This window comes from Pelorhabdus sp. sgz311002 (assembly GCF_056134285.1).
Genome location: NZ_JBWBCL010000007.1, coordinates 23,551 through 46,137, shown reverse-complemented (window position 1 = coordinate 46,137; position 22,587 = coordinate 23,551). Strand labels below are relative to the sequence as shown.

Sequence of the window (22,587 nt, the reverse complement as noted above, 5' to 3'; positions counted from 1 at the left end):
TTGTAAACAAATATGAATTAACGGAATTGTTAATATGTATCGCCATAAAACGCCACACCTTTCGCTTTGTGACTTCTCTTCTCCCAGCTAAAAACCTCTCATTCTTTATATCGAAAAAAATAGTCTGATGATTAAATGATTCTTAAAAAAACCTTTAAACAGCTAGACTTTTCAAGGATATTGCTTACGAATAGGCGAAATTACTTGGTAAAAGTCTAAATCAGAAAGCTTCTTGATTCTGGCAAAAGATCACCTTTATTCTGAAAAGGAGTAAACAGTCATGAAAAAATACGATGTTGTCGTAATTGGCACAGGGGCGGCGAATATTGTCTTAGATGCCGCCTTAAAACAAGGCTTAAAATGCGCCCAAATTGAAAAAGGGAAATTTGGCGGAACCTGCCTAACACGAGGCTGTATTCCTACGAAAGTCATGGTTACGGCAGCAGATTATATTCGAGAAATTCAGGAACTACCAAAAATCGGCGTCAATGTAGCGCCTGCTTCGATGAATTGGGAACTTGTAACAAAACGCGTTTGGAAAAAAATAAATGAAAGCGACGAACTGCGTTCCTACTATGAGTCCATCGAAGAACTAGATGTTTATCGGGGAATCGGTCACTTCACTGGCGAAAAAACCTTACAGGTAACCCTGCCTGATGGCGCCTTATCTGAGGAATTTACCGCCGAAAAAATCATTCTCGCCGTAGGCGCCCGTACGAAAATCCCCACAATTGAGGGACTCGAAGCAACAGGCTATCTCACATCAGAAACTTTCTTTGGTGAAAAATATCCGGCTCAGCCCTTTAAAGATCTCATTATCATCGGCGGCGGCCCCATCGGCACAGAATTCGCCCACGTATTTGCCGCTGCTGGCACGAAAGTAACGGTAGTTCAGCAAAATGTCCGCCTATTACCGCGAGAAGACAGCGAAATTTCCGCTCACTTACTGCAGGGCTTGCGCCAAGCAGGCATAACAGTCCTCGTCAATCATAAGCCGCTGCAAGTAGAACAAGGTGAAGATAAAAAAATCCTTCGCCTCCTTGATAAAACAAACAACCAAACTATTGAAATCGCAGCGCAGGAAATCATGCTCTCCACCGGAATTGAGTCGAATGCGGACACACTGCAGCTTGAACATACCGCCGTAGAAATGAATGATCGCGGCTGGATTGTTACCAATGAATTTCTGGAAACAAGCGCCGCTGGAATTTGGGCGTTAGGTGATGTCAACGGCGAAGCGCCCTTTCGCCATAAAGCCAACTATGAAGCCGATATTTTAGCTCATAACCTCTTTGGCGACCATCACCCCAGTGACTGGCGCTGGGCTCGTTATGATATTGTCCCTGCCGTAACCTACACCTTCCCGCAGGTTGCCCACGTAGGGCTTACCGAAGCAGAAGCACTCAAACAAGGCTACGAAATTACCACGGCCAAGCACCATTATTCCGCTACCGCAAAAGGCTTCGCTCTTGGCTTCAATCCTGGCGATGCCGAAGACGGCTTCGTAAAAGTAATTGTAGAGAAAGAAACGAAAAATATCTTGGGCATCCATATCGTCGGACCACAAGCCTCGATTTTACTTCAGCCTTTCGTCAATCTGATGAATGCTGGCGAAACGCGTCTGACACCCGTCCACGACCATATTGCTTCACCCACAACGGAAAACTTAAGACGTTCCCGCCTAGTTCGCAATCTTGATCCCCGCTCCATTGTAAGTGTCGGTGAAACAATGACGCCTCATCCCTCGTTATCAGAAGTGATTATGTGGATTCAATATTACTTCCCGGACTAATCGCTGCTTAGCAAATGATCTTCTAACAATGCTTCAATTTTAGGCGTACAACGCCGTCCATGACAGGAGCCAGACCCGGCTCCTGTCTTTTTTTGCACCGCGACTACCGAATCAGCCCCTGCCGCAATAGTCTTCTTCATCGTCGCCCGACTAATGCCTTTGCATAAACAAACCTTGGTTAATTTATCGAGTACTTGCTGTTGTAATTCTTGTTCTTCCATAAAAATATCCCCCCATTTATTCACTGAATGATTTCCTTTTGTGATGATTGTTCTAGCTTTGTAATGAGTATTTCCAGTTAATAATGTTCGTTTCCATTTGATGATTATCATTTTTACTTTATAGTAATTATTTTCTACTTTCTTTTAAATATACCTTTAATAAAACCTTAGTCAAAAAAAGACTGCCAAAAGGCAGTCTTAAAACTTCAAAACAAGCTATTTCTAAATAGCTATTTAATAAACAGCTACTTCCTATAATTTTCTTTTACCTTTTCACATATGCTTTTAATCTGGTAGCCAAGGGCAGGACAAGAATTGCAGCTACGCCAATCTGTACCAGATTGCCAGGAACAGATAGCATTGGCGCCACCCAGTTGCCATAAATAATACCTTCCGCCCCATAATAGCCAACCACCTTAATCAGGCAGGCTGCTAGCAACGCTAAAACATAGGCAGAAAAACTCTGCCGTGATTCACAAATTGCACCGACAACATAACCCATTAGCCCAACAATCACAAGGGTAAATGGCGCCCATAAAAACCAGCCGCCAACTACATCAAATAAAGCCATGCCAATACCACCAGCAAAAGCGCCAAACCAGCGACCGTAAAGAATCGCCATAATAAAGAGAGGTACATTGCCTAAGTGAATGAGTCCGCCGTTTGCCGCAATGGGCAAACGAATATTAACAAAAGAAGTGCAAATAAACACGAGTGCGATGCCTAAAGCTGCCATAACCAATTGTTTCGTTTGATACGTAGAAGACTGTTTCATTCTTAAATGCCTGCCTTATCGAAAAATAAAATATTTATCTACCATATCACACGAAACAAATTTACACAATAGGCAAATCTCGTTTTAACAAGCCTTATACTTTAAATTTACTTACAGCCTGTTGCAGCTCATCTGCCATTTTGGCTAAAGCCTGACTGGAAGCAGCAATCTCTTCCATAGAAGCTGACTGCTCCTCTGTCGCCGCTGAAACCGTATGCGTTTGCTCTGCCGCCTCCTTACTAATTGTATCAATCTGCCGGACTGTCACTACAACTTGTCGGCTGCCTGCCGCCATTTGCTGAATAGCAGCAGAAATATCTTTGACTTGAGACGAAACTTCGCCAATGAGTGATACAATATCCTGAAAAGCTTTTCCAGCTGTCTTTACTACGTCAGCCCCCACCTTAACTTCCCGTGTTCCTTCATTCATCGCTGTAACCGCACTATTCGTATCAGTTTGGATCTCACTAATTAAGCCAGCGATTTGCTTCGCCGCTTCCTGTGACTGTTCCGCCAGCTTGCGTACTTCTTCCGCTACAACAGCAAAGCCTTTTCCCTGTTCCCCGGCGCGAGCAGCTTCAATCGCTGCATTCAAAGCCAGTAAATTCGTTTGGCCCGCAATGCCAGAAATAGCATCGACGATTTGTCCGATCTCTTTTGAACGTTCGCCAAGAACTGTAACAAACCTAGCCGAACTGGATACAGACTGATCAATAATATCCATTTGCCCGATGGCAGCATTCACAGCTTTATCCCCTTCGGCAGCCGCTTTTGCGGTCTTTTCCGCTACGCCTGATACAACGCTTGCGTTCGCTGCTACCTGATCAATTCCGGCAGACATTTTCTCAATTACCGCGGAAGCATCCGTAACTGCCTGTACTTGCTTAGCAGCCCCCTGAGCCACTTCCGATATAGCCCCAGCCACTTGATTCGTCGCCTGAGCGGATTGTTCCGCATTTTCCGTTAAATCTGCCGTGGAAGAACCAACTCGCTGTGCATTTTTCAATATCTGGGCCATAATTTGCCGGAGATCCGCAAGAAACTGATTCGCCGCGTTTGCCAAATCACCAATTTCATCTTTTGCCTCTACTTGGATACTTTGCCGCAGATCGCCGCCATTTTCAACAAGCTTCGTCAGTTCCCGATACAAAAGATTGATCGGCTTCGTGATTCCTCTTGTAATCAAAACAGCTAGTATGACCGATAGCAAAACCCCTATCACACTACCGCCAAACATAGCTATTTTCGTTCGAACTTCACCACTTTTAAGTTCGGCCGACCGTTTTGCTAAAAGCCCCTGTTCTTCTCCTTTTATATCAGCAAGAAGTTGCCGCATGCTATCCATATTTGCTTTCCCTTTGCCTGACTGTACAAAGGCAATTACATCCTCTATCTTCCCCTGGCCCATTACAGCTTGCCGTCGAAGATTAATTAATGTTTCGCCTTCTGCCGCCAACCAGGATCTTTCGTACTGCAGTAAACTTGTCAATCGTTCTTGCTGTTTCGGATTATCTGAAGTAAGGTCTTTTATCTTATTAAAGTGTTCTTGAAAACTGCTTGTACCTTGCTTATAAGGTTCCAAAAAATCTTCCTTCCCCGTCAAAGCAAAACCACGCTCGCCTGTTTCCATATTCACCAAACTCGTTAACATTGCATCGGCCTCACCCATCACTTCATAGGTATGAACATTCATTGCAATAGCATCTGATTCAGCAGTAAATTGAAGATAGGAATAACCTACTACGAAAAGCATGAGCACCATAACAATTCCAAATCCTAAGTAGAGTTTTTTCCCGATTTTTAGGTGATTAAAATTCATATGCCTCAATCCTTTCGCTACTGTAATGTAAATAAGTAAAAAGTAATCGTTAGCCTCCCTTTCCTTGTTGATAAAAAAAGAAGGCCCCCGCCGAAGCATAGGCCTTCTCATAAGCTATTTCTTTGCTTACATAGCTTACATGTTTATTTCTAGCAAAATTTTAGAATTCCTCTATTAAATTGACAAAATTTTCACTTTATTAAGCTAAACTGCTTTCGCCGTCCTCGGCTTCTTTCGTTCTGCTCTTCGCGGCTTTATAAATCACGCCAAGCATAATAAACCATACTGGCGTCACAAACAGAGCAACGCGTGTTTCTTCATTTAAAGCCAAGGTGACTAATACAAAGGCAAAGAAAGCTAAAATAATATAATTAATCACCGGATATAGAGGCATTTTAAATTTATTTTTCGCCGCAAGGTCTGGTCTCGTCTTACGATATTTCAAGTGACAAATTGTGATCATCGCCCAGATAAAAATGAAGCAGAACGTCGAAATACTGGTAATCAAAACAAAGACGCTTTCTGGCATAATATATTGTAGAATCACGGCTAATAGTACAACAAAAGCCGAAAAGAGCGTAGCATTCGCCGGTACTTGATTGGAAGTTAATTTTTTCATTGATTCTGGTGCGTTGCTTTCTTTCGCTAAAGCATAAACCATGCGGCTCGTACTAAAAATACCGCTGTTGCAAGCCGATGCCGCCGAAGTTAAGACAACAAAATTGACAATCGTGGCCGCTGCAGTAATCCCGATTGCCGAGAAAACCTGCACGAAAGGGCTTTTTGCCGGACTGAGCGCCGTCCAGGGATAAATACTCATAATGACAAAGAGAGCGCCAAAGTAAAACACAATAATTCGAAGTGGAATATGATTAATGGCCTTGGGAATAACCTTTTCGGGGTTTTCCGTTTCCCCCGCAGTCAAGCCGACTAATTCAATCCCCGTGAAAGCAAATACAACCATTTGGAAAGAAAGAATGAACCCGCTGATTCCGTTAGGAACCCAACCGCCGTAACTCCAGAGATTGGCAAAGCTTGACGGGCCAGCGTCAGTCGCAAACCCTTTGATAACCATAAACGAACCAATTACTATAAGTGCGAGAATCGCCACAACTTTAATCAAAGCAAACCAAAATTCCATTTCACCAAAATGCTTTACCGCCGTCAAATTCATAATCAGCAGCACAACTAAAATCATGAGACTGGGAACCCATTGCGCGATATGGGGAAACCAATACTGAATATACAGCCCCGCAGCCGTCACATCGGCCATTGCCAAGGAAATCCAACAAAACCAGTATGTCCAACCCGTAATAAAGGCAGCGCCGTTACCCATATAGTCGCGGACAAAATCCACAAAAGAATGATATTTGCTGTTAGAGAGTAGCAATTCGCCTAGCGCCCGCATTACAAAAAAACAAATCGTGCCTGTAATCATATAGGCAAATAAAATCGATGGCCCCGCTAAGTGAATCGAACGACCTGAACCGAGAAACAGGCCTGTTCCAATCGCCCCGCCAATGGCCAGCAGCTGAACATGACGATTTTTCAGCCCCCGTGATAAAGTTTGTTCTTCTGACATATGTATCCCGCCTTCCGTTCTGTTACTACGTGCCAAATACCAGCCTCGAGAAAAACAGAAAGAGGCCAAATTTAAAAATTTGGCCTCAAAATAAAACAGCAAGAAAATAGCTTTGTCTGCTCTGTCCTTTTACCTGAGAGATTCACTGATTTAGTATCAGCTTGCTCCTTCGGTGCTCAATTGAGGCTCTCCAGAGGTTCGTCCAGTAACGGTTCTTTTGCCTGAAAGCATAACATCTTCGGCGGATTATTGCTAATCTCTCTCCCGTTACCTTCATACGAAGTTCGGTATTCACTTTGATAGTACAGTTACATACTTTAGCACTCTTCACAGAAATTGTCAACCTTAAACAAACACTTTTCTTTTCTGTGCGTATATGAGCTACAATAAATCCCGATCATTAGTTAATAGCTTACTTTCCTAGCCAATATCTTTTATCGCTACTTTAGCGGACAGGCTCCAGAAAGCCTTCCTTTAAACACACGGCAACTGCTAAAGTTTTCACCTTGTCGGCAAACTGAATATCGAGACTCACCGCATTGAGCGCCGTAATCTGGCCCTCACCGAACCGAGCATGTCTAACATGAGCGCCTACCTTCAGCCCCTCGCGCTTACGAATGGCGGTAGGCGATAAAACTTTTGCTGGCTGAGTTGGCACTAGCCGCGTGCTTGCAAAGGGACTTTTCACGGACAGTGGCTGACACTTGGATTGCCAAGCTTGCGGCGACGGCGCCTTGGGCGGCGTTACCATATGGCGTATGGCCATAACAAACTGCGACTCACTGACTTTTTCCTGATCGCGCTTCTCATAAGTTATCAATTCAAGGTGATGTCTAGCTCGCGTCATCGCCACATAAAAGAGACGAACCGCCTCGGCCATCGCCGCTGGTTTTCCCTGCTGTTTCTCTGTTACATCGCTGGCCGCAGGAATAATCCCTTCAATCAAATCAATCATATAGACCTTGTCAAACTCCATTCCTTTCGCGCTATGAAAGGTCGACAGAGTCACTTGATGATCTTTTTTCTGTCTCGCCTGCTTAGTCACAGTTTCTAAATGCTTTAGCCGGTTGGCAAAGGCTTCGACACTATCAAGTCCTGATGCAATCTCCTCGAGTGTGTTTAAAATGCCCAAGAGATATTCCTTGCGAAACCCCAGTCGGTCACACATTCGATCTAAGGCCTTGTCGTAACCAAGCTGATGGCGAATTGCCGCAATGGCTGCCAGAGGCTTTTTTTCTTTTAAAGAAATAATTACGTCCCGACAAGTTTCAATGAGCGGCCACTGATAGTCCTGCAGCGGTACATGGCGGAGTAAATTCTGAAATACCGACTCATGATTTCCTAACTCTTTTACGGCTTCTAGCTGCTGTTTCGTAATATAGCCGTTCATCTTCGCAAAAACCTTTTCAAAAATATCAATGCGTTTATCAGAGTAACTAAGTCGCATAAAGTTTAAAATATCAGCTACAACCCAGTGCGAAAAAAATCGCTTGTCCTCATCTTGCATGGCAAAGGAAAGACCGGCTCGCTCCAATTCATTCACCAGGATAATCGCTGATGAACTATTGCGGTACAAAATGGCAATACTGTCTTTCGCAACCGCCTGTCGAATCGTCTCAATCAAATACTTAGCCTGCTGTTTATAATCACTGAGACAGCGAATATCAATGGGCGCCCCATAAGGATTTTCCGTAAACATCTGCTTCGGATACCGCTGGGCATTGCGCTGAATAAACCGATTGGCGGCAATCACAATATTGCGGGAAGAACGATAATTCTGTTCCATATATAACAGCCGCGCCGCTGGATAAACCTCGCGGAAGTGCAGCAAATAATCAGGTTCGGCGCCGCGCCAACTATAAATTGATTGATCATCGTCAGCCACTACGCAAAGATTGCCATGAGCTTTGACGAGCTTTTCCAAGATAAAATGCTGTACCAGCGACGTATCTTGGCTTTCGTCTGTTAAAATATAGTCATAACACTGTTGGTATCTTTTCAGCAAGTCCACTTCTGAGTCCAGAGTCTTATAGGCATAGAGCAGCATATCATCATAATCAAGTAACAGTGTCTCGCCCGCTGTCTTAAAGGCCTCATAGGCTTCTAAAATTTTTGCCGCCCCTTTTACACTGCAATCCACTTCCGACCACTTTTCCCGGGGAATAAGCTTGTTCTTGATAAAACTAATATAGGTGGTCAGCTCATCCATCTGATCTTCCGTCATCGTTTCCTTTGTAAGGATTTTAAAAATATCCCGTAAAATCTGCCCCTTATTCAGCTCCGCTTGTCCTTCAATCAGTTGATACGCCACCTGGCGCTGACGAAAATAATCCCGCACAATTCGAAAGGCCAGACTGTGAATCGTCGAAAATTCAACAGACTCCAATTGCGGAAATAAAGCTTGAAACCGCCCGTCCATTTCTGCCGCCGCCGCCCGACTAAAGGTGACCGCCTTAATCCGCCGCGAAGCAGCACCTTGTACCGCAATCAGATAGCCGATTTTCGCAATGAGCGTTGTTGTTTTTCCCGAGCCTGGCGATGCGAGCAGCAGCAACGCGCCTTGATTATGCAACACTGCGTCACGTTGTACTTGGTTAAGTACTACACCACGTTTCTCCAGTTCTTCCCAAAATCTTTGTTCTGTTACCATCATGTAAAAACCCTTTCTCATCGCCCAGTGCAGCGGCTGATACTAGCCTCGCTGCGAAATCGTCTTTTTATTATATAATAGACCCTGCTAGTCGCGAGTGATATAATAAATCTGATTTAGCTCTGATAGAAAATCGTAAGTAATAATTATAATAACAAAAATACGGACTAAAGGAAAATCGGTCTATGGAAAATACAACCTTTCTGGAATTAATCCGGCAAAATCCCTATACACTCACCTCGATCAAGAATCCCACTGATGAAATGAAGCTGCTTGCTGTCAAAAGAAACGGCCTCATGCTAAAACATATTAAAAACCCTACTAGCGAAATGGAACAAACCGCGCTGGAAAATAACAGCCGCGCTATCGAATTCATTGAAAGTCCCACTGAAGCCATGATGCAAAAAGCCATTACGGCCAGTTGGACCAACTTGGAGTATCTGAACAATCCCCCGGCAACGATCATCGAACAAGCCCTCAATCAATCCGGCTGGGCCATTAAATATATCAAAAACCCCAGTGAAGCATTGCAGCTATTGGCAGTAAACAAAAATTACGATGCGATCAAATTTCTGAAAGAACCGACTGAACAAGTCCAACTGGCAGCAATAACGCATAGCTACGAAGCGCTACGCTATATCAAAACTCCTACACCACAGGCCGAGCGCCTGGCAGTGAGTCAGAATGAACGAGCCATTCAATTAATTAATGATCTAACGAAGCCCAAAATTCTAGAATTTCTCGCGATTAATTTTCTCGTCATTAAATATGTTATGAAGGAAATCTCCGCAGAAGAATTACGGCAAGTCCTACAAACACAGCTTGCCAAACCAGATATTGCCGAAAAATATGTACGTGATTTTTTAACTTACACTACCATAGATAAACTAAGTCCCATTATGGCTATTGACCGACTCCTACTGATTGATCAGTACGGCAGTTGCACAGCGAAACGAATTGCTGTCGATGAACAGCTCAAGTTACTTTAGGAGGAACCCCCGTGAATTTTATTGACACCTTAACAAGCGCTGATTTAGTACTCGCCACCGAAGCCGTCCCGCTCATTGTCGGCGAAAGCGGCATTGGCAAAACCGATTTAGCGAAAGAACTAGCCCGCCAGAAAAATTGGAGCCTTATCACCATTGACGCCAATCTCTTGAAAGAAGGCGAAATTGGCGGCTTGCCGACCGTAAAAGACAATACAACGGTCTATGCCGTTCATCATAAGCTTAAAGAATTAGAAGAAGCTGCTGCACAGGGTAAAATTGTCCTGTTATTTATTGATGAAATGAATCGCTGTGAACATGCGGTGCAGCAGGAACTGATGAATTTGATCTTAAACCGGGAAATTAACGGCTTCACTTTGCCGCCAACCGTAAAGATCCTGGCAGCTATGAATCCCTCGGGGAAATACGGCTCCGATTATGACTACCAGGTCGTCGATATGGATGCCGCCCAGGAAAACCGCTTCGTCTGGCTCTACATGGAACCAGATTACCACCAGTGGCTCGCTTGGGCGACAGAAGCTGGTCTGGAAGCAAAAGTCATCGAATTTATTGCGACCTTTCCGGAGTATCTCCATAAAAATAACGAAGCCGACCTACAGGCTACGCCGCGCAGTTATGAACGAATTTCGCATATCTACAAAATTTATCAAGAAAAAGCCGATGCGATTTCCCGCTCCGTCTTTCTCAATGTAATCCGCGGCAATGTGGGCCGCCTTATTGCCGAAGAATTTGTCAGCTTTGTCGAGTCAAACTATGCGCCGCTCCTTACTTATGAAGACATCTTTGCGGGCACAGCCTTATCAGATGCTGTCCGCCAGAAAATCAAAGCCGAAAGCCACACAAGGCTCTATCTCGCGGCCAAAAACATCCTAAAACACCTAGAAACAACTATCACTCAGGAGCCAACAGCAGCCACGGAGCTAGTAAGCCGTCTGATTGACTTTTTACAAGCTTGCCCGGCCGACTTAATGATTGGACTCATGAAAGATATGAAACAAAATTATGAGAAAACCTACGCAGCAGCCCTTGCTGACGATGCTTTCGTCGAAGCCTATTTTGCAACCTACCGCTCAAGCAGGTGATCACGATGAATACTCCCTTTGCCATACACCAGCAAAAACTCTATGACGAAGCCAAGGAAATCATCTCTCAATTTCTCCGTTCCAACAAACAAAATACTTCGCGTAAAGTTCCGATTCCCGCCGCCTTTAAGGAAAGCTTTTTTCAACTGATCGATCAAGTCAATCTCCAACTCATGGCCGATCAGGATAATTTCTACGGCTACTTTTTATTTCAAATGTCACGAGACCTCCGGTTTGACATGACTAGCCCCACTGGCGTCAATTTTCAAGCGCCGCGCTATGTCTTATATTTTAATCCCGTCATTTTTCTAACGCTCACGGAAAAACAAATGGAGAGCACGATCAAACACGAGATCCTGCATGTTCTGTCGCTCCATTTGTTACGCGCTAGAAATCTTACGAGTCAATATGGCACACTCGCCACAAATATTGCTATGGATATTGTTGTGAATACCTATCTTGATTTCCTGCCACCTTATGCAACAACACTAGCCTCCGTCAATGCCTACTATAACTTGAAGTTGCTTCCCTTTGAAACCTTTGAGTACTATGCCGAAAAGGTCCAGGCTGCTATTGACTTACTAGCTACTGACGAAAAAGGCGCCATCGATGACAGCCGTCTTGATGAGGCTGTAGAAACAAAGTACGAACCGCAGCGAACCCATGATCTTTGGCAAGAATCCAGTGAAATTGATGCGAAAACCTTCTTGGAATTTACCGAAAAATTAGCGCTTCAGGCCCAAAAAGGCACGCCGCCAGCGTATGTCCTCAGTATGCTAGAGGCTCTTGCCGCTCGTAAAGGCGAACTTCCCTGGAACTTGTACCTCAAGCAGTGCTTGGGAACGATCGCCAGTACGAGACAGAAAACGACGGCCCGTCGCAACCGCCGCCAGCCAGACCGACTGGACTTACGGGGCGAACTGCGTAGTTACAAGGCCAAAATCACTGTAGCCCTCGATATAAGCGGCAGTATTAGCGACGAAGAATTTCAGCAAGCTATGAAAGAAGTCTTTGCCATTGTAAAAAACTACAAGCATGAAATTACCTTGGTAGAATGCGATGATGAAATTCGCCGCGTTTACCCAGTAAAAACAGCCAAAGATATTAAGGAACGGTTAAAAATCCGCGGCGCTACTCGCTTTACCCCGGTGTTTGATTATGCGAACCAGCATAAAATCAACTTACTCATCTATTTCACCGACGGCCAAGGCGAAACATCACTACAGACTCAGCCCCAAGGCTATAAAACCTTATGGATTCTATCTGGTAACAGTAAAGGACTTTCCTTGAAAACAGCCTATGGCGCCGTAAAACAACTTAAACCAGTCGAAAATAAGGATACCACCGTCGATCCGAACGATGTGGCCTTTCGTGATGGCTACTCCATGAATTCACAGGAAAAAAATCATATATGAAAAAAAGGGACGAACCTGCTGACAAGCAAGTTCGCCCCTTCTTTGTATAAAAATTCCTCACAAGGTTAAATTTTAAATTTCCGAATCGATTGCTGCAACTCTTCCGCCATTTTTGCTAAATGTTGGCTAGCCGAAGCAATTTCTTCGACAGATGCCGATTGTTCTTCTGTAGCCGCTGAAATCGTCTGCGTCTGCTCAGCAGCTCGTTTGCTTTCCTGGTCAATTTCTTGCACGGCATTGACTACATCTTGCATTTGTCTTCCAAATCACCAATCACGGCTGCCGTATCATTTGTCTTTTGTTCAATCACTGCCATTTGGGCTACGGCTTGTTTAATCGCAGCCTCCCCTTGGTTAGCTGTACTAGCCGTTTTTTCAGCAGACGTTGAAACTGTTCCCGTATTCGCAGCAACTTGACGAATGGCTGTCGATATATTCTGCACCACTTGATTCGAGCGACTGACTAAGTGGAGCTGGTTTTCCGTCCCCTGCGCCACTTCTGTGACCGAGCCTGCTACCTGATTGGATGCCTGGGCCGATTGTTTGGCGCTAGCTGTCAGTTCTTCCGAAGAAGCAGCTAACTGCTCTGAAGTATTCGATAAATGTTTAATTAAATTTTTAATGTTATTTTTCATATCATTCACAGCGCGGGCTAACGCGCCAAATTCACTTTTATCAAGCAAACTTTCCGTCCGAGCTTCGTGCGTAAAGTCGCCTTGAGCCAAAATATCGACAAAACGGACTACCGCAATTCAGCCGCTCTACAATCCGCTTCGTAATAAGCCAGCCAAGCAAAATACCAAGTATAATCGCCGCTAAGGTCACACTTAGAAATAAAGTGTTAGCAAAAACAAAGTTTCTTTTATTTTTCTGATTCATGGCCTCAGCCTTTTTTTTCATATCTTGGGACAAGTTGCGTAATTCATTGGTAAACCCTTCAGACAGAGCTTTACCTTCTTTACTGAATAGCGCATAAGCTTCTGCATTCTTATTTTGCGTAGCCAAATCAATACCTTGATTCTTACTGTCCGAAACTTGGCCAAGTCCTCGCGAATTTCTTTCAATTTTGCCTTTGACTCATTGTCTAAAGGAATCTGTTCATATTTTGTTAAATTTTCGTCAAAGACTTTTGCTCTAGTAGTAATGTCATCAAGTAGCGCTTGATTTTCTTTGACGTCGGTAGTAATCATCAACGCATACGTATCTGCTTCAATTTTTCTGGCATGAGTCCGACTATCATTTAGCAGTTCAATAGCCATTAAGTTTTCATTATATAAGTAACTAACGAATCATTGGTCTTACTAAGAATAGTAGCCTGTTCCCCCTACACACAAAACCGCCATAAGCAAAATCGCAATTAAGAGCCCTAATTTTTTGGCAACTTTTAAATTATTTAGCCATGACATCGTAATGACCTCCCTTTGTGATAAAACTCTCCCGTAACGCTTTCCCTAGATAGCTCTTCAGTCTATCTTTCTCGCTATTAGATCCGGCTATTGGCAAGTTCATTCAGCTGCTCTGCTAAACTTGTCATCTCTTCGACGCTAGCTGTTACTTCTTCAATTGCAGCAGCCTGCTGCTCAACAGTTGATAAAGTTTCATCGCCCATGGAAACGGTTGTATTAACATGCTGACGAATCCGATTTGTAAATTCGCGAATTTTCCCCACTGTCTGTTTGGAGTCATCAGACAGATTGCGAATTTCCTGTGCCACAACACCGAAGCCTAAACCGGCTTCACCAGCTCTCGCTGCTTCAATAGCAGCATTCAAACCTAATAATCTCGTTTCATCAGCAATGTCTTTAATCAAGTCCATCACTTCATTGATTTGGCCAGTTACGGTATCTACATTTTTAATTTCTGAATTGAGATGCACTTGATTATCACTCACATTGGTCGCTGAAGCGGCCAACTCTTGCATGGTGGCAGAAATTTGATGCAAACTGTCATTCAAAAGGCCCACGGCTGTTTTTAATTGTCGTTGATGATAAGCCGCCTCAGACATATTATTGGCAACAACAAAGAGCACATTGGCTGCTGCTTCAATTCTGGCCTTTTCCAACACATTAATCTCTTTTACAGCAGCGATATAGCCTTCGCTATCAACGCCGATTTCCCCAGCAACCTTACGATATTTTTCATCTGCGGGACTTTCCGCCAAGACCTGCCCGCCTAAAATGGTGCCTAACAAATGGCCTTCGACCATAATCGGCGCGGCAAAATCAATCAATCCAGCATGACATTCATAAACATAAGGTTTGCCTAAACGCGCCGCTTCTTCACCGCCCCGCTTATGGGACTCCGCACACCGTCTATCGCCAACGTCTGTCGCATGGGTAAAATCCATACAGAATTTTGTATAATAGCTAGGCTTCGTAACAGGCGTTCCATCTTTATCCACGGTTACACTAGCTAATCCCATGCCTTTGGCAAAATCATCCTGAAATCGTTGTAGGACCGCTAAATTAATCACATCCGTCAATTTAAGATCTACAACATTGTCTCCTTTTTTGTTCTGTTCCACAATCGTTCCCCCTAATTTAAATGATATTTATTTTCAATAAATAAAAAATACGCTTTGCAGAAAAAATGCAAGCGTACATTAAACATCTACCATATGGTGAACTGCTTAACTTACTCCCGAAAAACACAAAAGCTGGACTCTATTCTTTTGATAAACTGCTTTGATAACAGATACACTTTATTTACACTGCATCTCCTTAAAAATAACAATCTTTAAAAGACACAGCTAGCAAACTAGGCATTCATATTATCGAGAAAAGCGGACCATTGCTGGCTTGAGAGTGGCGATAAAATGATAAGCTTGTCAGTCGCCTTATCAAAAAAAATAAAAGGTTCCCCTTCTTCTAACTCAACGTGGAAATACTTATGAAGCAATTCGCCTAATACCATTTTGGCCTGTATCATAAAGATTTTCTCAATCACAACAGACTCTTGCGAATCCGCTTGGATAAAACTTCGTAAAAAGGGGCTCAACAGCCCTGAGATCATAATTGTAATAAACTGTTCCTCTAAAATCGCCACAGAAATTTGCTCAGGTCCATAACGATTCTGCTTACGAAAATAACCAGATATAAAGGCTACAATTTCTTGTTCTAACAAGGCCTGTCCCGAATTAAACTTTTTGAAAATCGGCTTTGTAAAGAAGTTCACAAAAAAACTATAAATCATGTTTTTATGATACCGTGGCGAAAAAATATGACAATACCCAATAGGACAAGCATAATCAAGTACTTTGCGCGGCACAATTGTTGTCCTAACTAAGTTCAGGATGATGGAATAATATTCGTGATAAATATGTTTTTTACCATATTGGAATACAGCTTCCTGCTCCCAGCCAGTCAAATTACTCGCTAAAAAACCGATTTCTACATTTTTTCGTAAAGCAAGAAAAGGGGTTGCCGCAATGTTGGGAAATTGAAAATGTTGACCGATTTCATAAATAATTGACTTGTGGTAATTTGACAAATTTTTCAATGTTTCTTCATAAACGGAAGAATTGAGGATCCTCACTGCTTTCACCTAACTCTCTACTCAAAATCCTACAAAACTCGCCTATTAGGATTTGGCAGTAAAATTAATCATTCGCTAAAATAGGTTAAAAACCTTTATTTTTCTCATAAAGCAAATTAGGACTATCTTCCCAATTTGAAAGATAGCCCTACTTTTCACTTTGCTACTTCGATAAATAAAAGCGTTTATCCTGAATAATTATAAGGGGTAAAGCAAACCGTATCGTCGTGAACATAAAGCGTCAAGTTCTGCAAAGCGTCAATAAAATGTCGACGCGACTGACTTATGACCACATAGACACCACCATAAATAGCATCATATACATGAATTTTCCCTGGCGCAAAAGCTGCCAAAAGACGCTCTAACTCTTTAATTCTTTCTTTTATTTCGTTGATCTCCTCAGTAAGCTGCCGATGTTTCTTATATAAATCTTCATACATATCGCGTTTTTCTTGCGGTAAACTCTGCAGATTCTGCTTAATAAAATAAAGCAAAGCCCGTTCTAGTTCCTGATAGATTGCGTCATTACGCTTGAGGACAAGACGCAAACGACGAAGCTCTTCATTACAAACAGGGTTCCCTGAAATCTCTAAATTAGTCGGAATGTTCGCCGCATTTCCCGCCGTAGTAACCCGAATTTCTTGACCTGCTGATAAGCGTCCGCCAACAACTAAACCGCGCTTTCCTTCCACGATAATCGATACACCGGCAAAAAGTTGACTATTCATCACAGCGTTTCGTACGAGAATTGTTTGATTCGCGTAGACGATGGCGTTTTCAATAAAATTAGCTTCCACCCACTCGCGAACCTTAACCACCGTATGCTCCATTCCCTGAATCCCTTTATGCACAACAAGACGCTTGGCATCCACATTTCCACCGCACACGCTGCCGTAAATTTCCACATCCCCAGTGGCCTTGATCGAAAAACCGCACTGGAGCGAGCCATGCACAATCACGCTGCCAACAAAGTCAATGTTGCCTGTAGAATAATCCACATCTTCAGCAATTTCCAAAATCGGCAAAACCTGAATTCGTCCATTTCGAATGTGAAGCTGACCATCAATAGAGGCGATTAAGTGGCAATCGTCTCTAAGCTCCGTATTTTTGCCTGGATGTAGCACAATATTTTTACCTGGTTTAGCTGGAATTGGTATTCCCCAGATGTCCACGCCATCGATCCCTGGTTCAGCAGGAATTTTTTCGACAAGAAGATCATGCTTATATACATTCAAAAAACGGCGGATATTTTTCATATCACAACTGCCGTCCTCACACTGCACAGGCTTGCCTTGACTTTCTAAATCAACATGATAAACAAGCTTCGCATCAGCGCCCTTTTGCGGCTCAATTCCCGAGGCACAGGAGATTCGCGTACCAGGCTTCGCCGCTAGCGCAGCTAACAAAGCCGCTTCACTAATGCCGAATATGATATTTGCTTCAATTAAACTACTAAAAAGATCACTGAAAGTAACATCACTATCCGATAAAAGTTCGTTAATTTCCACGACGGCCTCTAAGCGATCCCGGCGAATCCGTACAGAAAAAGCTTTGCTAAAATCTTTTTTTTCTTTTAAAACCAGCAGATTGATTGGCTCTTGAATTTGATTTTGTACAATCGCCATTACAAATTTTTCTTCGATATAATCTATTTCAAGCTGTCTAAATTCCGATAAAATCTGTTCTATCACGGTAGATGTCATGGCCATAGTACCACTGGCATCAGAAGAAATCTTCAAAAATAGTCCAGCTTCGTTTCTAAATATTTCACAAGACTGGTCCGCATATAAAACAGATTGATTCACTTCCATAGAACTCCCCTTCAAAGATTTCATTTCTATTGACTCGTTGTATTTACGAGGCTATTACAGTTTAAGTTATTCTACATTTTTCAGTAGTGCGTTAGTCCTATCTGTTAAATTCTGCGAAGCGACACTCACTTCCTCTAGCGCAGCTTCTTGTTTTTCTACTAGATCCGAGGTTTCTTCCGAAGAAGCAGCAGCTGGGAATAATCGTTCACAAGTTTTGCCACATAAATCACTTCAGTTACGATATTTTGCAAATTTTAAACGATATGGTTAAATTTTTCATTCAGTTGTCCCATTGCATCAGATTCGACGAGACTTTGACGTAAATCCCCACTGGCAGTAGCTTCATCTAAAGTATATTAACTTGCAAAAAGATTTTAAGATATAGAAAAACCCGACACAAAAGTAAAATAATGTCAGGTTTTTCCTAAGGGGGGATATTTTTACGCTAGGTTAGCCAATTCATCTATGATGGCTTTAGCAAACAAAGCACTAGACTGCGGATTCTGTCCGGTAATCAAATTCCCATCAACAACAACATGAGCCTGCCAAGCTCCTTTTCTAACATAGGTTCCGCCAAGTTCTTTTAGCTTATCTTCTAGGAAAAAAGGCACCAAATGATCTAATTGCACCGTTCTTTCTTCTTCATTCGTAAAGCCAGTAACCTTTTTACCAGCAATAAGCGACTGGCCGTTATCAAGTACCGTACTAACCAGTGCAGCAGGACCATGACAAACGGCGCCAATGATTTTATTAGAGTTATGAAATTTATTTAATAAGGCGGCAAGTTTTGCATCTACAGCCAAATCAAACATGGGACCATGACCACCTGGCAATATCAGAGCATCGAAAGTGTCTGCTGACATGGATGCTAGTGTCTCAGACGAATCCAACACTTTCATGGCTGGCTGCCAAGACTCGGGGATTTCTTCAGCAAGACTATTGGGATCTAAGGGAATTTTTCCGCCCTTAGGACTAGCAACAACGACAGAATATCCTGCATTCAAAAATTCAATATAGGGTACGCAAATTCCTCTAGCCACAATCCTGTAGGATAATTTTCATCTATAGCATGCACATTCGTAACAACCATCAAAATTTTTTTACTTGCTGCCATGATAAGCGTCCCCAAATAATAGTTATCGGTTAACATAATTTATTATATAGTTAATTATTATCTTTGTCAAATTATTACTTCTTATTGAGGATCGTTTTCTGTCAAACCAGTAAATGATGACTATATCTACTAAAAATAAAACAGGGCCCGCCAATTAACACTAAGATGGCAGACCCTATAATACGATTCACGGATAACATAAATGACGAATCATTTGCTGAAGCTGCTTATCAATTAACCAGCTTGCTTATTTGCTTTTTCGGCACGCTTCGGCCAACATTCTAATTCACCTAAACCTTCAATGCTGTCAGAATAAAAAACGGGATCTTGACCCGCCTTTTTCTGTATCCGATAATCTTCTAAAGCCGCAAAAGCAATTTTTCCCAGCCATAAAATAGCTAGCATATTAATAATCGCCATAAAGGCCATAAACAGATCGGCCATATCCCAGACAATTGCCACTTTAGCAACCGAGCCAAAAAATACCATAGCTACAACGGCTGCCCGAAAGAGCATAATATTGGTTTTACTTTTTTTAATAAACTCCAAGTTTGTTTCGCCATAATAGTAATTGCTGACAATAGAGCTAAAAGCAAAGAGCAATACAATGATAGCTACAAAATCATAGGCCCATTTGCCCACGTGGACACTAAGCGCCGCCTGAGTCATCTCAATGCCGCTTAGGCCGCTGTTTAAATCAATGCCTGATAACAAAACAATAAAGGCTGTCGAGCTACAAACCAAAAAGGTATCAACAAATACACCTAGCGCCTGAATCAAGCCCTGCTTTACCGGATGAGTGACATGAGCCGCTGCTGCCGCATTCGGTACGCTGCCCATCCCAGCCTCATTGGAGAAAAGACCGCGCTTAATCCCCATCATCATCGCCGCACCAACACCGCCGCCGACAACGGCCTTAACACCAAAAGCGCATTGAAAAATGAGTAGCAACACATCTGGGAGCATGGTGATATTTTTCACAATGACATATAAAGCTAGTAAAATATATCCACCGGCTTTAAATGGAACCATCCATTCTACCATAGCCGCAATTCTTTCGACACCGCCAAAAATTACGACTCCTACCATCAGCGCTAAAATAGCCCCCATTGTCGTACGATCTAAACCGTAAGCGCTTTTTAAAGCAACTGTTATACTATTGGCATGAACAGAGTTAAAGACAAGACCAAAGCTCAAAGTAATAAAGACAGCAAAGACTATGCCCATCCAGCGATGCTGCAGACCTTTTTCCATATAATAGGCCGGACCGCCGCGATATCCTTTCGGGTCTTTAATTTTATAGATTTGAGCCAAAGTGCTTTCAATAAACCCACTTGCCGCTCCAATCAAAGCAATAAGCCACATCCAGAATACCGCACCAGGGCCCCCTAGCGCAACAGCCATGGCAATACCCGCAAGGTTTCCCGTTCCAACGCGGGAAGCTGTACTAATACAAAAAGCCTGGAAGGAAGATACGCCCCTTCCTTTCCCGCCTTTCCCAACCCCTTCACCGAGTAAACGAATCATTTCACCTAGTAATCGAATCTGAACAAACTTAGTGCGAACGGTAAAATAAAGCCCGCCACCAATTAATAAAACAATCAACACATAAGACCACAGTACATCATTTAGTAGGGTAACTGTTTTCACCAAAAAATCTTCTAACAAAACGGCACCTCTTTTCCTGAAAATCAACTTTTTTAGTTTATCACATTTTGCTAAACTGTACAGTATTTTTCAGAAAAAATGTCTATTGGAAAAAGATTTTTTAAGTAAAGTACTTTTAAATACAACAAATTTTTTCTAGCCTTTGCTACGCTATTTTTGTGTCTTGTCACTCTGCTGTACTATGCCAGCTTCCATTAGCTGCTGCACAATCTTATTTTGCAGTCCAAATTACGCTAGTTTCGCTCTAATTAACTGGTATTTCTATATACGTATTATGATAGCCCATAACACTTAACTGGCTGACTCGTTCATCAGCCTCTGCTAATTCTGCGCCTATTGCTTTACTATCGTCACGCAAACGAACCTTGATGGCACCATCATAAACGAACGCCATAATATCGATGGTTTTCCTTGCATTCTTCTCCTTGTCAACGATCATCATAAGTCTTTCAAATAGTAATTGTTTCGCTGCCTCAATCGTTGATTCGGGAACTTGTTGCTCCACCAAAAATTGGCCAAACAGCTCATTATATCCCGTCGCTGCTTCGGCTGTGGCATAAATTGAATTTCCCAGAACAAAACCAGGCTGTATTTCATGGATGAAAATACCGTGATATTGACCATTCGACCGCTTACCAATGTATTTTGCCGTAACAATAATAAACAGCAATAGCAGCAAATTAGCCGCTAGCATATAAGCCCATACAGCTTGATTGCCAACGCCGTAGCCAAGTAAATAAATAAAGAGCACTGCAAAAATCTCGCTACCAGCGCTAATGGCAATAGAAAAAGCTTTACGCGCTGTTGTCTGCATATAGGTCATCAAAATATAAGTAAAACTACCAATCAATAAGCCAAGCGCATAAATTCTAAGCGCCGGTACTCCCATAGCAATAATATCCCCATCATGAACGCCGAAAAAGGATAGTATACTACTCGGAAAAAATTCAATAAGGAGAGTACATGCAGCCACAAAACCCATAACAATTTTCGTAATACGCATAGCTACTTGATGCATTGACCACCAATCTCTTTCCCCAAAAAGAGCGCCAACAATCGGCACCATGGCGCTTGTGGCGGCATACCGGAAGGAAGAGAGAAAAATAGACAAAGAAGCACAAACTGTATTTACAATAATTCCGCTCTTACCAGCAAGATCCATGATAACTACATTAATACAGAAAGTAACAACAGCCCCCAATCCTTGTCCTAAAGCGGAAGGAAGGCCAGCTACAATAATATGACCTAAACGCAATAAATCCTTTACGGCCAGCGGTACAAAACAGAGAGTACGGTTTTTGCGAAAAACAAGATACGGCGACAGCAGCAAAAAACCGGCAACAAATCCAGTCATTGTACCATAAGCAGCGCCAGCAATTCCTAATTGCAATGGTCCAAGATAAAGTACTTTACTAATCGTACCGACAATATTTACAAAAACCATAATCCCTGCTGCCAGTTTCGGCAAAGCATCAACTTTAACAAAATAAGTCATACTCGTAACACCAATCATAAGCGGCGCTGTAATAAAAATAATATGAATATACTGGGCCAAAAGCGGCTTCATTTCCGATTCGCCGCCGCTTAACACAGTAGCAACACGATCACTAGCGCCAAGGCCGATAAGAGTAAACAAAATACTGACGGTAATAATCGTAAACATAGTAAGTGAAAACAACTTGTTAGCCTCGGTCTTATTCCCGGCCCCTTTTGCCGCCGAAACTAATACTTCGCCGCCAATTCCTAGCAGCATATATACCATATTAAAAACCATCGTAAGTGGTAAAGCTAAACTCACGGCCCCCATAGCAATAGGCCCGAGCATCTGGCCAACAATGGCAATATCCAGGAACATACTCGCAGTGATCGACAATGCTGATAATAATCCAGGAAAATAAAAGACATTGACTCTGTCATTCATGAGTCTTCCCTTATACTCAAACATCGAAATCCCCCCTTATGAGCTTATTTCTGACACTTTTTGTCACAATAACAGTAGCTCTATTCTCCAGAGATCATGTAAAATCATTTTATTATATATAAAAAATTACCTAACAGTAGTATCGAATCAACCAAAGAATAGTTAAAAAGGCCGCGAAATCCATCACGACCTTTTTG

19 protein-coding genes and 2 riboswitches are annotated in these 22,587 nt (G+C 42.6%); of the genes, 4 read left to right on the top strand and 15 right to left on the bottom strand.

Features of this window, described 5'->3' with window-relative positions; genetic code table 11:
- Positions 1 to 280: 280 nt before the first annotated feature.
- Positions 281 to 1,792: a dihydrolipoyl dehydrogenase family protein gene (locus AC0NJP_RS11610; protein ID WP_474699882.1), complete on the top strand. Its 1,512-nt coding sequence runs from the start codon at positions 281 to 283 to the stop codon at positions 1,790 to 1,792.
- On the opposite strand, the gene AC0NJP_RS11605 is transcribed toward AC0NJP_RS11610, so the two are convergent.
- From AC0NJP_RS11605 to AC0NJP_RS11585, 5 genes are all read right to left on the bottom strand, one after another.
- Positions 1,789 to 2,013 (bottom strand): (2Fe-2S)-binding protein, encoded by a 225-nt coding sequence (locus tag AC0NJP_RS11605; RefSeq protein ID WP_474699881.1) that lies wholly within the window; start codon positions 2,011 to 2,013, stop codon positions 1,789 to 1,791. The genes AC0NJP_RS11610 and AC0NJP_RS11605 overlap by 4 nt on opposite strands.
- 265 nt (positions 2,014 to 2,278) lie before the next feature.
- Complete coding sequence (locus AC0NJP_RS11600) at positions 2,279 to 2,788, bottom strand: ECF transporter S component (RefSeq protein WP_474699880.1); 510 nt, start codon at positions 2,786 to 2,788, stop codon at positions 2,279 to 2,281.
- Between the two features lie 94 nt (positions 2,789 to 2,882).
- Positions 2,883 to 4,607: a methyl-accepting chemotaxis protein gene (locus AC0NJP_RS11595; protein ID WP_474699879.1), complete on the bottom strand. Its 1,725-nt coding sequence runs from the start codon at positions 4,605 to 4,607 to the stop codon at positions 2,883 to 2,885.
- 199 nt (positions 4,608 to 4,806) lie between these two features.
- A complete protein-coding gene (locus AC0NJP_RS11590; RefSeq protein WP_474699878.1) occupies positions 4,807 to 6,189 on the bottom strand; it encodes an amino acid permease in 1,383 nt (460 codons plus the stop codon).
- Between the two features lie 119 nt (positions 6,190 to 6,308).
- Positions 6,309 to 6,385, bottom strand: a riboswitch (glycine riboswitch).
- 3 nt (positions 6,386 to 6,388) lie between these two features.
- Positions 6,389 to 6,466: riboswitch (glycine riboswitch) on the bottom strand.
- Positions 6,467 to 6,634: 168 nt separating this feature from the next.
- Complete coding sequence (locus tag AC0NJP_RS11585; RefSeq protein ID WP_474699877.1) at positions 6,635 to 8,842, bottom strand: ATP-dependent helicase; 2,208 nt, start codon at positions 8,840 to 8,842, stop codon at positions 6,635 to 6,637.
- A gap of 182 nt (positions 8,843 to 9,024) precedes the next feature.
- Here AC0NJP_RS11585 and AC0NJP_RS11580 point away from each other — a divergent pair, with 182 nt between their 5' ends.
- Genes AC0NJP_RS11580 through AC0NJP_RS11570 form a run of 3 tightly spaced genes read left to right on the top strand, consistent with a single transcriptional unit; the run spans position 9,025 to position 12,343 of the window.
- Positions 9,025 to 9,828 carry a hypothetical protein gene (locus tag AC0NJP_RS11580; RefSeq protein WP_474699876.1) on the top strand — a complete coding sequence of 268 codons (804 nt, stop codon included), beginning with the start codon at positions 9,025 to 9,027 and terminating at the stop codon, positions 9,826 to 9,828.
- An 11-nt stretch (positions 9,829 to 9,839) separates the two neighbouring features.
- On the top strand, positions 9,840 to 10,928 hold the full coding sequence (locus AC0NJP_RS11575; RefSeq protein ID WP_474699875.1) for an AAA family ATPase: 1,089 nt from the start codon (positions 9,840 to 9,842) through the stop codon (positions 10,926 to 10,928).
- Positions 10,929 to 10,933: 5 nt separating this feature from the next.
- Positions 10,934 to 12,343: a vWA domain-containing protein gene (locus tag AC0NJP_RS11570; protein WP_474699874.1), complete on the top strand. Its 1,410-nt coding sequence runs from the start codon at positions 10,934 to 10,936 to the stop codon at positions 12,341 to 12,343.
- Between the two features lie 65 nt (positions 12,344 to 12,408).
- On the opposite strand, the gene AC0NJP_RS11565 is transcribed toward AC0NJP_RS11570, so the two are convergent.
- From AC0NJP_RS11565 to AC0NJP_RS11520, 10 genes are all read right to left on the bottom strand, one after another.
- Positions 12,409 to 12,597, bottom strand: a complete 189-nt coding sequence (locus tag AC0NJP_RS11565) for a hypothetical protein (protein ID WP_474699873.1) — start codon at positions 12,595 to 12,597, stop codon at positions 12,409 to 12,411.
- Positions 12,585 to 13,025: a hypothetical protein gene (locus AC0NJP_RS11560; protein WP_474699872.1), complete on the bottom strand. Its 441-nt coding sequence runs from the start codon at positions 13,023 to 13,025 to the stop codon at positions 12,585 to 12,587. The genes AC0NJP_RS11565 and AC0NJP_RS11560 overlap by 13 nt, the downstream gene beginning before the upstream one ends.
- Positions 13,018 to 13,221 (bottom strand): hypothetical protein, encoded by a 204-nt coding sequence (locus AC0NJP_RS11555; protein ID WP_474699871.1) that lies wholly within the window; start codon positions 13,219 to 13,221, stop codon positions 13,018 to 13,020. The genes AC0NJP_RS11560 and AC0NJP_RS11555 overlap by 8 nt, the downstream gene beginning before the upstream one ends.
- 17 nt (positions 13,222 to 13,238) lie before the next feature.
- Positions 13,239 to 13,601, bottom strand: a complete 363-nt coding sequence (locus AC0NJP_RS11550) for an MCP four helix bundle domain-containing protein (protein WP_474699870.1) — start codon at positions 13,599 to 13,601, stop codon at positions 13,239 to 13,241.
- 224 nt (positions 13,602 to 13,825) lie between these two features.
- Positions 13,826 to 14,866: a PocR ligand-binding domain-containing protein gene (locus tag AC0NJP_RS11545; RefSeq protein ID WP_474699869.1), complete on the bottom strand. Its 1,041-nt coding sequence runs from the start codon at positions 14,864 to 14,866 to the stop codon at positions 13,826 to 13,828.
- Between the two features lie 233 nt (positions 14,867 to 15,099).
- Positions 15,100 to 15,885: a hypothetical protein gene (locus tag AC0NJP_RS11540; protein WP_474699868.1), complete on the bottom strand. Its 786-nt coding sequence runs from the start codon at positions 15,883 to 15,885 to the stop codon at positions 15,100 to 15,102.
- A 176-nt stretch (positions 15,886 to 16,061) separates the two neighbouring features.
- Positions 16,062 to 17,711 carry a DUF342 domain-containing protein gene (locus AC0NJP_RS11535; protein WP_474699867.1) on the bottom strand — a complete coding sequence of 550 codons (1,650 nt, stop codon included), beginning with the start codon at positions 17,709 to 17,711 and terminating at the stop codon, positions 16,062 to 16,064.
- Between the two features lie 416 nt (positions 17,712 to 18,127).
- On the bottom strand, positions 18,128 to 18,727 hold the full coding sequence (locus AC0NJP_RS11530) for a type 1 glutamine amidotransferase domain-containing protein (protein WP_474699866.1): 600 nt from the start codon (positions 18,725 to 18,727) through the stop codon (positions 18,128 to 18,130).
- Between the two features lie 308 nt (positions 18,728 to 19,035).
- Positions 19,036 to 20,469 carry an alanine/glycine:cation symporter family protein gene (locus AC0NJP_RS11525; RefSeq protein WP_474699865.1) on the bottom strand — a complete coding sequence of 478 codons (1,434 nt, stop codon included), beginning with the start codon at positions 20,467 to 20,469 and terminating at the stop codon, positions 19,036 to 19,038.
- A 244-nt stretch (positions 20,470 to 20,713) separates the two neighbouring features.
- Complete coding sequence (locus AC0NJP_RS11520; RefSeq protein ID WP_474699864.1) at positions 20,714 to 22,414, bottom strand: MATE family efflux transporter; 1,701 nt, start codon at positions 22,412 to 22,414, stop codon at positions 20,714 to 20,716.
- Between the last annotated feature and the right edge of the window lie 173 nt (positions 22,415 to 22,587).